This window comes from Sulfuricurvum sp., from assembly GCF_028688295.1.
GTDB lineage: Bacteria > Campylobacterota > Campylobacteria > Campylobacterales > Sulfurimonadaceae > Sulfuricurvum.
This window is the reverse complement of the sequence record NZ_JAQTYM010000002.1, coordinates 53,227-66,562: the sequence shown is the minus strand read 5'-3', so window position 1 is coordinate 66,562 and position 13,336 is coordinate 53,227. Positions and strand designations below refer to the sequence as shown.

General features: G+C 36.4%; 12 protein-coding genes. 2 read left to right on the top strand and 10 right to left on the bottom strand.

The window, feature by feature from the left end; translation table 11 throughout:
* The first annotated feature begins 112 nt into the window (after positions 1 to 112).
* Both fliW and PHR02_RS01285 read left to right on the top strand, forming a co-directional pair.
* Positions 113 to 496 carry a flagellar assembly protein FliW gene (fliW, locus tag PHR02_RS01290; RefSeq protein WP_299987794.1) on the top strand — a complete coding sequence of 128 codons (384 nt, stop codon included), beginning with the start codon at positions 113 to 115 and terminating at the stop codon, positions 494 to 496.
* Positions 497 to 531: 35 nt separating this feature from the next.
* Positions 532 to 2,610 (top strand): ATP-dependent helicase, encoded by a 2,079-nt coding sequence (locus PHR02_RS01285; protein ID WP_299987791.1) that lies wholly within the window; start codon positions 532 to 534, stop codon positions 2,608 to 2,610.
* A 9-nt stretch (positions 2,611 to 2,619) separates the two neighbouring features.
* Here PHR02_RS01285 and PHR02_RS01280 read toward each other — a convergent pair whose 3' ends face one another.
* The 10 genes from PHR02_RS01280 to PHR02_RS01235 are packed head-to-tail and all read right to left on the bottom strand — an operon-like array spanning position 2,620 to position 13,333.
* Positions 2,620 to 3,867, bottom strand: coding sequence for a type II secretion system F family protein (locus PHR02_RS01280; protein ID WP_299987788.1), 1,248 nt, complete (start codon positions 3,865 to 3,867; stop codon positions 2,620 to 2,622).
* Positions 3,864 to 5,600, bottom strand: a complete 1,737-nt coding sequence (locus PHR02_RS01275; protein ID WP_299987784.1) for a GspE/PulE family protein — start codon at positions 5,598 to 5,600, stop codon at positions 3,864 to 3,866. The genes PHR02_RS01280 and PHR02_RS01275 overlap by 4 nt, the downstream gene beginning before the upstream one ends.
* A gap of 14 nt (positions 5,601 to 5,614) precedes the next feature.
* The gene (locus PHR02_RS01270; protein ID WP_299987781.1) at positions 5,615 to 6,154 is read right to left on the bottom strand and encodes a hypothetical protein; all 540 of its coding nucleotides are present in this window, start codon (positions 6,152 to 6,154) and stop codon (positions 5,615 to 5,617) included.
* Positions 6,151 to 6,900: a CDC27 family protein gene (locus tag PHR02_RS01265; protein WP_299987780.1), complete on the bottom strand. Its 750-nt coding sequence runs from the start codon at positions 6,898 to 6,900 to the stop codon at positions 6,151 to 6,153. The genes PHR02_RS01270 and PHR02_RS01265 overlap by 4 nt, the downstream gene beginning before the upstream one ends.
* The gene (locus tag PHR02_RS01260) at positions 6,893 to 7,702 is read right to left on the bottom strand and encodes an ATP-binding protein (protein ID WP_299987778.1); all 810 of its coding nucleotides are present in this window, start codon (positions 7,700 to 7,702) and stop codon (positions 6,893 to 6,895) included. The genes PHR02_RS01265 and PHR02_RS01260 overlap by 8 nt, the downstream gene beginning before the upstream one ends.
* 3 nt (positions 7,703 to 7,705) lie before the next feature.
* Positions 7,706 to 9,355 carry a pilus (MSHA type) biogenesis protein MshL gene (mshL, locus tag PHR02_RS01255; RefSeq protein WP_299987775.1) on the bottom strand — a complete coding sequence of 550 codons (1,650 nt, stop codon included), beginning with the start codon at positions 9,353 to 9,355 and terminating at the stop codon, positions 7,706 to 7,708.
* A gap of 9 nt (positions 9,356 to 9,364) precedes the next feature.
* Entirely contained in the window at positions 9,365 to 9,868 is a 504-nt protein-coding gene (locus PHR02_RS01250; RefSeq protein WP_299987773.1) for a hypothetical protein, read from the bottom strand.
* A complete protein-coding gene (locus PHR02_RS01245; protein ID WP_299987770.1) occupies positions 9,865 to 10,500 on the bottom strand; it encodes a hypothetical protein in 636 nt (211 codons plus the stop codon). The genes PHR02_RS01250 and PHR02_RS01245 overlap by 4 nt, the downstream gene beginning before the upstream one ends.
* Entirely contained in the window at positions 10,497 to 12,032 is a 1,536-nt protein-coding gene (locus tag PHR02_RS01240) for a hypothetical protein (protein ID WP_299987768.1), read from the bottom strand. The genes PHR02_RS01245 and PHR02_RS01240 overlap by 4 nt, the downstream gene beginning before the upstream one ends.
* An 8-nt stretch (positions 12,033 to 12,040) precedes the next feature.
* Entirely contained in the window at positions 12,041 to 13,333 is a 1,293-nt protein-coding gene (locus tag PHR02_RS01235) for a M99 family carboxypeptidase catalytic domain-containing protein (protein ID WP_299987765.1), read from the bottom strand.
* Between the last annotated feature and the right edge of the window lie 3 nt (positions 13,334 to 13,336).

The following is a 13,336-nucleotide window of genomic DNA, read 5'->3' as shown; positions in this document are numbered from 1 at the left end:
AAAGATAATTGAATAAAAATAACTAAATTTAATAAAAAAATGTTATTTATAATAATAGTGTGGTAGAATCATTGTGCTAAAAAAGCAAAACATCTTGATTAAAGGATAAAAAATGGAATATGAGGTTAAGTCAATGATTCTAGGATTCGATCAGATAACGAAGGTAGAATTAATACCAATCGATGAAATGTTTGCTACACTTAAAAGTTGTGATGGGGGTGATATCAGTTTCAGCATCATAAATCCGTATCTGTTACGTGAATATTCTTTTGATCTTCCGACATCAATCAGAGTTTTACTTGACATTAGCGAAGATTCAAAGGTAGTGGTATATAATATCGCCGTTATTCAAGACCCGCTAGATGAATCGTGCATTAACTTCCTAGCTCCGCTTATTTTTAATCAAGACAACGCGACTATGGCTCAAGCGGTATTGGATGTGAAAAATCATCCCGGTTTCGGTTTAGCTGAGCCGATCAAAAAATTTAAAGCATAATCTAGCCTCTTTTTCTAGGGGCTTCAAGGAGCCTTTTGCCACTCTCCCGTCTTAATGATCAACAATATACTGCAGCAACCGCTCCTTATGGACATAATCTTATTATTGCATCTGCTGGTACGGGTAAAACGTCGACGATTGTGGGGCGCATCGCTTACCTGATCTCTCAAAACGTGAAACCCGAAGAGATATTGCTACTGACTTTTACCAATAAAGCAGCTGCTGAGATGGTGGAGCGGGTAGCGGCATTTTTCGGACGCGAGATTGCTTCAAAGATCGATGCGGGGACATTTCATGCAGTGAGCTACCGATGGCTAAAACGCAAAGAGGGGAAGGTAGTTTTAAAGCAACCGCGTGAACTCAAAACTCTTTTTCGCAGTGTCTATGAGAAACGGACATTTAGCCATATTGATTGCGCCACATCGGCGTACGGTGCAAATTACCTTTATGATGTTTATTCGTTTTATCAAAATACCGAACTAATTACGAACTTCGAAGAGTGGATTTTAACCCGTCAAGATGAACACGCCGTTTATGCAGCTATTTATGCTGATATTATCGATGAGTTTGAAGCGCTGAAAAAAGAGTATGGGTTTGTTAATTTTAACGATTTGCTCTTACATATGCGTGATCTTGCACGTGAGAGTGATTTGGGCTACAAAGAGGTATTGATTGATGAGTACCAAGATACGAATGCCCTTCAGGGAACTTTGATCAACGCTATGCGTCCACCGTCGCTCTTTTGTGTCGGAGATTATGATCAGAGTATTTATGCCTTTAACGGTGCCGATATTTCTATTATCGGCTCATTCACGACCAATTTCCCCGATGCTGAAGTTTATACCCTCAACAAAAATTATCGTTCCACGATTCCTATCCTTTCATTAGCCAATACCGTTATAGCGTACAATGAACGTATCTATCCAAAAGCACTAGAAGTAACGCGAACAGCAGAAGCGCAAAGCCCCTCTTTACTTATTTATGATGAACTGTTTGATCAGTATCATGGGATTGCCCAAAAAATCGGAGATTCCTCTACCAATCGTGAAGAGATCGCGGTTATTTTTCGAAACAACGCTTCAGCAGATGGGATTGAAGCAACACTTCGAGAACTTGGTATTGCGTGTCGACGCCGTGGAGGAACCAGTTTTTTTGATTCAAAAGAGATCAAAGCCCTTTTAGATATGTATACGTTACTCGTTAATGAATCAGACATGATGGCTTTTATTCATTTGTTTGATTATGCCAAAGGGGTAGGGAGCGCTATTGCTAAAGAGTTATTTGTTGCTCTACAAAAATTGGGGAGAGGCTCATTTTTGCGTGGCTTATACTCTCCTGATTCTGAAATTTCTAACCCATTTGAAAAACGGAGACTTAACCATCAGTTAGGATTGTTTGATGATTATGCTGAATTAGGCAGTGCAGGGCGATTTGCCAAGCTTGGATTTGATCCTAATTTTATGGGTAATCCTATTTTGAAACATGCAAAGCTTTCCAAAGATTCTGCTACTTTTTTACACGATTTATTTATGTTATTTCGTCAATTGAGAGATATTAAAGAACCTAAAGTTGCGGTGCAAAAAATAGCACTTTCAGCCCTTTATGGGCACGTCATTGAAATGTTGTCTTCTCGGCGAGCTATGAATGAAAATGGTGCGATTGATGAGCGTGCTAAAAGTGAATCACAAGAGAGAATACGGCGTAAATGTACAATTTTATTCGAACTTTCACGCCCTTATAAAGATCATGAACGTTTTTTAAATGCGATGGTATTGGGTTCACAAGATTTAACCCAAGGAGAAGGGGTCCATCTGCTAAGCATACACGCGTCAAAAGGGCTTGAATATCAAGAAGTCTACGTTATCGATTTGATGGATGGACGATTCCCAAACCGAAAACTGATGACACGGAGTGGAAGTATAGAAGAAGAACGTCGACTTTTTTATGTTTCCGTAACACGGGCAAAAGATCGTCTCTTTTTGAGTTACGCAAAGTATGACAAAATTAAAAAAACCAATTTTGTCCCTTCTCAGTTTTTATTTGAGGCGGGACTAATCCCTAAAGATGAAATGTATGCCGTTTTAGTCTCGAAGGGGGCAAACGAAGAGGCTTAATGCCTCTGCTTATCGGCGACCTTGTACTGCATTTCCCATTTCCCACATCGGTAAGAAAATTCCTAATGCTAACAGTACAACCATCGCCGCAATCAATAAAAGCATAATGGGTTCTATCGCTTCGGAGAGTCCATCGATAATCGCATCAAATTTCATTTTATAGTATTCCATAACTTTTTGCATCATAGCATCGAGTTGACCACTTGATTCTCCAGCGGAGATCATTTGGATAATCATGTTTTCAAAAAGTTTCGTTTCGGCTAAGCCATCATGAAGGGTTCCCCCTTTTTCAACCGTTTGGCGAACGGTTAATAATTTTTCCTGAAGAGGAAGTGTGTCAATCATGGCAATCGATGTTTCTAGTGCTTCAGCAATGGGGATACCTGCACGAACTAACTCAGAAAATACGAGGGTAAAGCGGTTAAGGGTAGCATACATAATAATATTTTTAATAAGATAGGTTTTTAGTAGAAATTGGTGCCATTTGTAGCGAAACTCTCGATTGTGATTGAGCATATAACGAAATGCAAAAATAAAAATAAAAATTCCTGCGAGGACGTACAGCCCATAGGTATTAAATAAATGTTCTAAAAATAGAAGGATTTTGGTTGGCATCGGTAACTCAGCGCCCAATTGTTCGAAAATTGTTTTAAACTGAGGAACAACGTAGGAAATAAGAACGGTAAATGCGATCGCCATAGCGATCATGACATTTCTCGGATAGGCCATTGCCTTTTTGAATTTGATAATATTTCGACGAATTTCTTCGAGCATATCCGCGAGTTTATGGAGTGCTTCCGCCATATTTCCGGTCTTTTCACCCAATTCAATCATTGCTAAAGAGAGGTTGCCCAGCTCATAAGAAAATTTTGCAGCGGATTGAGAAAGGCTGTGCCCGGCATTAATATCCTCCGCAATTGTTCCTAAAACGACTTGCAGTGTTGTATCTGTCGTTGCATCGGCAATTTCTTTTAGTGAATCATGAATAGAGATTCCGGCATTGGTCATAACCGCAAGCTGACGAATGGCAGCGATAAGAGAATCTTGTTTTAATTTGCGTTTTTTAATATTTGAAAACAAGCTTTCTTTAAAACGACGGAGCTGATCTTCCATGGGTGCAGGAGTTTCACTGATTTTTAAAAGCATTCCTGTATATTTTATTTTGGCTAAATAATGGGCTTCTTTTTTGCTTTCAGCGTACAAACCTTGCTCTATTTTTTTACCTTTAACGAGAACCGTTGCTACAAAATATTTCATCCTTTTGCCACCCTTAATATTTCATCTAGTGTTGTAACCCCATGAACAGCTTTAGCCATTCCATTTTCAAACATCCCTACAAAACCTTCACGTTTTGCCTCTTTAAGGAGATCGTCTTTAGATGCTCCACGTGCAATCATGCTTGAGAGATTTTCAGTAATGGGAAGAACTTCGCAAATCATTTCTCGTCCCATGTATCCTGACCCGTTACACTCTTTACACCCAGCTCCTTCATAAAAAACCGTATGTGGAGGTATAAAGGTACTGTATTCTTGAAGAATGGTTTGCGGAACATCAGCCTCTTTCTTACAATGGGTGCATATTCTTCGAACAAGACGTTGTGCTTGAACCGCAACAAGTGCTCCACTAATCAAATAAGGTTCAATCCCCATATCTGACATACGTGGAATAGCACTAATCGCATCATTGGTATGAAGCGTTGAAATTACTAAGTGCCCTGTGAGTGCCGCTTTAATTGCAATCTCGAGCGTTTCGTGGTCACGAATCTCTCCAATCATAATTTTATCCGGATCTTGACGAAGGATAGAGCGAAGCGCATCGGCAAAAGAGAGACCAACTTTTGGATTAACTTGAACTTGTTGGATAAGATTCATACGATATTCGACGGGATCTTCTACCGTAATAACTTTATCTTCAACATTACGAAGTTCATTAAGGGCACCGTAAAGGGTTGTTGTTTTTCCACTTCCGGTTGGTCCCGTAACCAAGATAATACCAAAAGGGGATTCTAACCCTTTAATCAATTTTTGGTAACTCTCAGTGTCCATTCCAGAAGATTCGAGTTTAACCAGTGCTTTTGTTTTGTCCAAAATACGCATGACTATCGATTCTCCGTATATGATTGGGAGGGTAGAGAGACGAAAATCAAATTCAGCATCCATAACCATCGCTGAAAAACGGCCATCTTGCGGTTTACGACGTTCAGCAATATCCAGATTTGCTAAAAGTTTAATACGAGAAGCTAGCGGAGGATAAATATCACGGTCAAAAATAAAAATTTCTGCCAATTTACCATCAATACGTCCTCTAACAACACAGTTTTTTTCGGTTGGTTCGATGTGAATATCACTGGCCCGTCCTTTGATACAAGCTTTTAAAATGACATCGATAAGTTGTAAAATTGATGAAGCTTCTTGTTGCTCTTCAATGGTTCCGATGTTGCGTAATTCATTACGGATATTGGTTACAAGCTCTTTAACGCTATCTTTAAGTTCCATTTTAAATAAATAAGCTTGGATTTGTTTTTCTGTTGCAACAGCAACTTTAAGTGATTTTCGTGGAAAGAGACGCTGAATGGATTCTTGAGCCTCGATATTAAGAGGATCAGACAAAGCAACAAGGACATACATGTCATCCTGAGAGATGGGGAGCGCACTGTAGCGTTTAAGTTGCGTGGTTGGTATTTTTTCTACTAAACGATAATCCATATCGATGGAGTCCAGATCTAAAAATGGAACTTCCATCACTTCCGCTAAGTGTGATAATATTGAGCCTTCATCCAGAAAATGGTAGTTTTTAATAATAGAGAGTTCATATCGACCCAGTCGAATTTGTTCTACAATGAAACGTTTTATAAAATTAAGAGAAATTGCACCTATTTTACTAAGCGTTTCCAATATTGTGTCATCTTGGACACCACGAGAAGTGAGACGATCAATTTGTTGTTGGGTGATATGGCGTTTTTCGAGTAAATCTTGGGTGATACGATCCATATCTTATTCCTTATTCAATACACATGATGAAGTGTTAATATTTTATCATAATATTCATCTATTGCTAAACTCTTGCGACCATCAATTTGTGTAGTATATAGTTTAAAACTTTGCCTTGGATTAGTAGGGTCTTGATACTCTTTTATTGATTCAGTCATTTTTGGGTTTTTAAGATAAAACTGGAATACTTTAGATAGAAGATGAGAATTTGTTGGAAACTTTAAATTTATGATCGGCTTATTATCATAAAGTGCCTGCATTAGCAGTTTTTTTTGCATAACGATAAGGGCAAAATAAGCGCTGTTAGCACGTGCATCAGGAGATTGGGATAAAGAAGACATGACTGGAGATAAGCGATCAATTTGATCAGCTTTAAGGCATGAAAATCCTACCAGCGATATAAAGGGTTCATTATGCATATTACGCGAAAAGATACTATATCCATAGTTACAGGCTTCTGTGTACATCCCCTTTTGATACAGATCAAAAAGTTTTTGGTTTGTATCTGCCAATAAACTGTACGAGAAAAGAGTAATGAGTAGTAATACTTTCATTTAAAATTTCCTCTTTCAATATTATCTAATAGGTTTTTAGCTGCATCAGAATTTGATTGAGAAATATAAAGTTGAAGTGTTTTTTTTGCTTGATCGGTTTTTCCAAGTTTGACAAGTGATTTTGAAAACAGTATCCAACTCTCATCAATTCGATTATTAAGATTATTGGTTTTCAGAGCATAATTATAAGCTTCATTATAATCTCCATGATCATAATAGTAGCGGGATATAAAAAGAGCAAGATTAGCATTTGATGTCTCTTTAAATCTACGTTGTAACTCATTAATATCAAGTTTTGTATCATCTCTCTTGATAGAGAGAGATTTATCATCACCAAGCAAGCGAGATGCAACTGGCACTGTTTGGCTAGGTGAATACTCGGGTATCTTTAAATTCTTTGGTATGGGTGGCAACTGCGGTGTCGGTATTTTTTTGATTGACGTAGGAGATGTTTGTATTTCATTAGGTACTGGTGCATCTTGAAAAGATTGAATAAAATCCATAGATGGTTCCAAGATAGTAGTATTTTCATCAATTGTGAGCGGTAACGATTTGTCACTTACTGCTTTTAATGTACTTGTCATAGGAACTTTAGTAATACTTGTTTGCGTAGAGATTTGTGATTTAAACCACCAAGAAACGCCACTCAACACTAAGAGTAATAGAAAAAAAACCATAAAATAAGGGGCAAAAGATTTGATTTTATATTTGAGCCAACGACGTTCTAACTTTTTGATATCAAGCATGTATGAGCCCCGTATGAATAGCTGCCATTTCAATCCATTTTGATTTGATAGAATTGTACTTAATAAGATTTGGATTGTTTTCTTCATACCAGCAGTACAGGCTAAACAGCGAAAAAAGCAATTTATTAGTTTCTCGGTAGTTCCCATTGGTTAGAGATGCTACTAATTTCATGTTTTTGTCATTAAACATATTGGCAACATCAAAACAGTTGGCCTTTAAGAGCTTTTTTTGAACATATATTTTTAACTCTTCAGCGGTTGCGTTTTGTAATTCAACACTTTCCCATATTCGTGTTTGAAAATGCTCTTTTGCGATGATGTCTTCTTTGTCTGTTTTGTGCAGTGTGATGACGAATTTAATTGATCTTGCATCAGAAATAAGACGGATTTTTTCCATTAAAGCAGAGCTGTACAATTGAGCTTCGTCCAATAAGACAATAGGAATTGGATTCATAGAAAGAGCTGAAGAAATTTCTAAAAAACGTGTCAATGTCATTGTCTCGCGAGGAGCATGTCCAAAAATATTTTGCGCTAATACCCGTAAAAAATCCTCTTCATCAATGATTGGAGTAGAAATCATATGAACTTTTTGATGTTTTGATAAGTCGTGATGCAATTTATGCAACAACATGCTTTTACCAGTCCCTGGTCGGCCGTATAGAAGAATCATTTTTAATGGTTTTTGGACAGAACTTTTTAGCGATTGATACATATGAGAGACACTGTCAATCTGGACATAATCCCTTGGATTGACAATATCTAAAAAGAGTTCACGCGGTTTTGAGAAAAGAGAGTTCTCCATCCGTTACTTGCTTTCTTGCTTTGCTTCTTCTTCAATTTGTCTACCTAGTCGTGTGTAACCTAAATCACCTAAACTAATGGTATCTTTCTCTTTTTTGATAATATGTGGTTCGATAATAATAACAATTTCTTCTGTACGTTTACTCATTGCTTCACGTTTAAAAAGGTATCCTAATACCGGAATATCACCTAAAAAAGGAACTTTGTTGTCATCTTGAACATTTTTAGTATTGATTAAGCCTCCTAGAATGACACGGCTTCCATCTTTAACCGTAATAACTGAAGAGATTTGACGACGACTCAAGTCAGGTGGCATGTCGCGTGTTGAATTATTGGTTGATATTTCACTCGCTGTTTCTGATATTGATGGATTAATACGTAACGTGATACTTCCATCGCCAGCAATTTCAGGAGTAATATCTAATAAAACACCCGAAAAAACTGAACTAACAATATCAGTTTGTGAGGTTGTTCCTGTTGTTCCACCGGCAAGAGTAGAACTACTTTTTGTTTTATAAAATAATTCTGTTCCTGCAGTAATAAGAGCAGGTTGATTATTAAGCGTTAAAATTTTTGGATTAGAGATGGAGTAAACGTCTCCTTGGGTTTTCAAAAACTTAACCACTTCGTTCAAACTTCCTTTTGCTCCAAGTTGAAAAATGTTGGTTCCAATATTTACACCAGGTAAAGGAGAAACTTCACTATATGGGAACATAATATTAGTAGTACCTTCTGATGTCGCTTTAAATCCAGCAGCATTATGTAGATTAAATCTATTGAAACTTAAATCAATGTTTTGGAGTGCGTACAGTTGCGACCAGTCAATACCTGTTGAAGCGCCATCACTAAAGACGACACTGTACATCTTAACATCAATTAGGACTTGTGTATGCATTTTTTTCTGTAATTCATTGATATAGCCATCAAGTCTTTGAATTTGCTTTCCAGTCCCTGTTACTGTTACTAAGCCGGCACTTTTATTGATGAAGATATTGTGGTGTGAATCTTGTTCTGGTGCTTTTGTTGGGTCAGCTTTTGTATCTAATACTTGATTTAGAGTGTTATTTTGTTTATAATCATCTTCTGGGCGGCTAAGGATACTTTTAACTTCTTGCTCTAATGTATCCCAAAATTTCACCTCATCTATGGTTGAAATATTGGTTCCTGACTCGGAAGAAGCATTGTTGGCACCTGTGCCTTTGGCCGAACCACTAGCAGCTCCTGCTGCTGTACCAGAATTGGAACTTAATCGTATATTGGTACTTCCTGTCCCTTTTCGTTCTGTGGTAATATAATCTATATTATAGGTCTTTGTGGTTAAATAAGAGATTTTCAGCACATTATTTTGAAGTGTGTATTGAAGATTATTTTCTTTAATAATCAAATCAAACACTTCATTAATAGTGAGATTCTTCAAAAATGTTTTGTTCATAGGTTTTTTCAGAACATTTTCAGCCTGTTCATCGGTAACAATGACACTCATACCACACTCATCACTGAGTTGGTCTACAAATTCTCCTACGCTGGTCCCTTTTACCGACGAAATATTAAAGAGTTCGTAGGTGCAATCTGCGTGTACCGTAGGAGAGAGCAGTGCAGCCGTAGCAACGGATAACATAAACGCTCGTGCATGGTGTTTAATTATAGATGTCATGATACTTTCCTATTTAGTGGTTATTTTAATGTTATTATTTTGTTTCGTTAAAAACAAAATAAGCTTTTGATCTTTTTTCCCAATAAGTAAAACAGAATTTTGTTTTACTTCAGAAAGGGTGAAGTTTCGGACACTGTCTCCTACTTTATACCATTTACCGTTGATCAAGACGGTTTTATTCATAATAGCTAGTAGACGTAGTGGCACATCGATAACTTTTGGCATAGTTAAAACGTCTATTCCTATCCCTAATTTTGGAGGAGCAAGAAGCTTTGACCCATTAGCCGCAGAGGGAAGAGTTTTTTTCATTTTCATAGGATCACGCAGTGAATTAATAAACCCTTCTGGCACACCAACTCGAGAAGGTAAAATGGCTTGAATCTGCTCATCAACCCACGCGAGCTCTTTATCATTTTGCGGCTGTAGTACTGTTGTACTATTCGAGATAGTTGGAATGACTACTGCAGCGTGTAGTGTCCCACATATTAATCCTAAAAGTATGTGTTTTTTCATTGTCTTACGATCCCCCATACTGAGATATTGAGATCACCTTTTAGCTTTTCATCAGCGGTAATATTAAAATCATGAAGATCAACAACCAATTGACTTTGCTCAAGGGCATTAATGAATTTCAAGGTATTTTTATATGCTCCCTCAGATGCTATAGAAATATCTAATACGTGTCCGAATGAGCTGTTGTCAATTTGAAGTGTGTTTCCAAATTCCACTAATTTGACATTATAAGTACGTGCATAACGTGAAATTGAATCGAGGTATGCGCCCCAAACTTTTTCATCATAATAAAGAGAAGAAATCTGTTCTAACTGCTCTTTTATGTAAGTGTTGTATTGAATGTAGAGAGTATGCTGTCTTTGTATTTCTACGGTTTCTTGCTCAATTTGTATAATACGCTCAGGCGGATTAAGGGTTAAGTAGTCTTTATCAATATTGAGGTCATTTTCAACTTTAAGCGCTTTTTCATGCGAAACTTGAAAACTTGCTTCAGAGCTGTCCCAAAATAATAAGTAAGAAAATGCAAATAACGAAGCAAATATCATGACATAAAGCATCATTTTATCGCGTTCTGTTTTTTGCGAAAGTGATTGATCTAAAGAATAAAGGTAGTCTTCGATTTGAAGTTTCATTTGATTACCGCCTTGAGTTCACTTAAATAGGATTTCTCTTCTTCATCGTAAGAGATAAGTTCAAGGTTAAAAGTGTATTTATCACGTTTACTATCCGTTAAATTTTTCAAAAGAGCAGTTATGTCTTGCGTTTTTGTGGATGTTAATCCAAAAATAAAGGTTTTACTTACATTGTTTTCAATATAAGCCACTGTTTTAAGTTGAACTCTGTATTGATTAAAGCTACGGGTAAAATCAGAAATGATTTTAGCTTTCATTGGATAATCGACTTTTTTCTCGTGTACTTGAACCAAAGTGTCTTGTTTTTGTTTGTAAGCAGTTTTTTCTTCATCTAAAAGTACTTGTGCTGCATTTTTATTAGCATTTTTAAGATTTATTATTGCCTCACGTTCTGTTTTTTCGATATGAACCTGTGCGTATTCTTTACTCAAAACTGCATGGTGAAATTCTTCTACGTAAGACAATCCCCAATAAACTCCTGGATAAAGTAGTGCTCCAGCTAAAGAAGCAGCTGCAATTAAAATAAGCTTGCCACTTTCACGCTTCGCAAAAGGGGGAGGTCTGTGAAATATAGTGAAATTACATTCATAACGCTCTTCTGCTTGAAGTCGTCCATAGAGGTGCATTAGTTGATGAATTTGATCAACATTTAGGCCATTAGTGTTAAAACCGTAATCAAATTCAAAAGGGGCTGTTTTTAATCCTAGATAGGTTTGTGCGTATTCATCTAAGCCGAGGACGCTTCCAACGCTTGTTCCAATGAAAATTTCATCAAATCTTTTAATATCATAAGCTCTTTTTGCGTATGCCATGATATCGCTAATATGGAGAAAAATCTCACCAAAAAGTTTGATGAGATTTTTTTGATAATCAGAGTTTGAAGTATTAAGACCTTCTGTCGAAAGCATGATTTGAAAGCTGTTAAAATCAATTTGTTCACCAATCAGTTCACAAAATCGTTCGTGCATGTGCAAAAGAGAAAATTTTAAAGATTTGGTGTAAATAAATTCTTGCTCGTTATAGATACAGAAAAAAGAATCGTTTTCTTGAAAATAAATAAAACAATGTACATCAGAGGAGTCAATGATTTCTTTTACGTAGAGTGATTTTAATAATAACGGTACAGGAATAAGTTGATCAATGTATTTGATGGAATCGACAATTTTTACGTATTCTTGTTCTAATGTAAGTGGATCTACTACAAAAACATGAAAAAATCGATCTCCCTCGGTACTTCGATGTAGCGCTTCAACATAACGAATATGGTATTCAACGGCCATATCCAACGCAAGTTCTTCATATACTTTATTCTCAAGAGCATCATAGATATCATCATCAGGAATATTTTTACTAATTCCTATGAGGGCTGAAATAAATCCTTTTGTGTTTAAAAAAGATACACTATATTGGTCTTTTGAAAAAGAAGGAGATGCAATACTAGAAATAGTATTAAATGTACCGACGTAGAAGTCGCCTTTATAAGGATCCGCTGATACGATGGTTGAATAGGTTTGTTGTTGGTGTTTATTCATCCTCTTTCCTATTTAAAATGTACAAGAACCATTCCGCAGAAACAGTTTTGCCGATAAAATTCAATCCTATAGCTTTTTTTATGGCTATCAATAGCATATTTAGTGTCTATATCGCTTAACTTGATCCGTATGTTACTCTCATCTTTTACTTTTGAGTTAGTATAACCGATGATGTTAACACGTATGTTAGGATCGTTATTGATAATCTCAAAATCGGCATTTACAAAAAAATCTGAAGCAAAAGGGATATGTTCATGTTTTCCGTCAATGAAGAGCGAAATGTACGTAGAACAGTTCTCTTTCAAATGGTAACTTGGGATAAGAGTACTTATCTTTTTGTTACCAATAAAAAGATCATACCCAGAATGATTTTTTCGAAAACTCCCGAGTGGATGTGAAAACTTAAAATCGTTATTCTTCGATTGTAGCGGAATGAAACTTAAAGTGTTTTTTAAATCTTTTAAATTTAAATAAAAATCATTGTTAATTGTTAAGTTTCCATCGTTTTTGAGTATTTTTTCGATTTCTTCTGGGCTAAGTATCAGAGACGTTTTAAACTGAATACCCATTATCTGCATATAACTTTCTATTGCACGGAGTTGATAAAACACCTTGTGATGAAGTGTTGGAAGATTTTTACTTGTTTCGATAGCAAATGCAGGTTTATTATTTATCACTGCAAAATAGGTTAAAGAATGTTTCATTGCTTCGTCATCAAAACGGGTATTGGTATTACGTACATCAAAATAATGGTGATTTTCAATTAAGTTTTCGTTGAGTAATTGGCTTACTTTGGATGCTATATCATTTAAGTTTCCAAAGGGATGAGGCCCCTCTAATATTCCTTGATCGATAACGCAGGTTTGCCCCCATGAATTTGGATTGAAAATAGTATTTTGATACTCTTTACGATAGAAACCGTGACCATCATGAAGGTTTAAAATAAGACCGACTTCAGGAGAAAGAATAATCTTCTTAATTTGATCAACAGCATCGTAATCGGGATCATTAGGATTGATTTCAGCAAATTTACGATTCATGTCACCGTAGATACCACGATTGTCGTTCTGAATACTGGGTTGGTTTAAATTCGGTACAATCCAAACATTTCCTCTTTCAATTTGGTAGTACTGTGCGAGTAATGCAGTGGCAAAATAACTTCCTGGTTCATTTCCATGAATTCCTCCAATTACAAGGAGCGTTGGAGATGACTCAGTAAGGCTCTCTTTTTTAATAAGTCTAAATGGATCTGCACTTAAGGTATGACTTATTAATAGAACAATGAAGAACGGCAGTTTCATCCG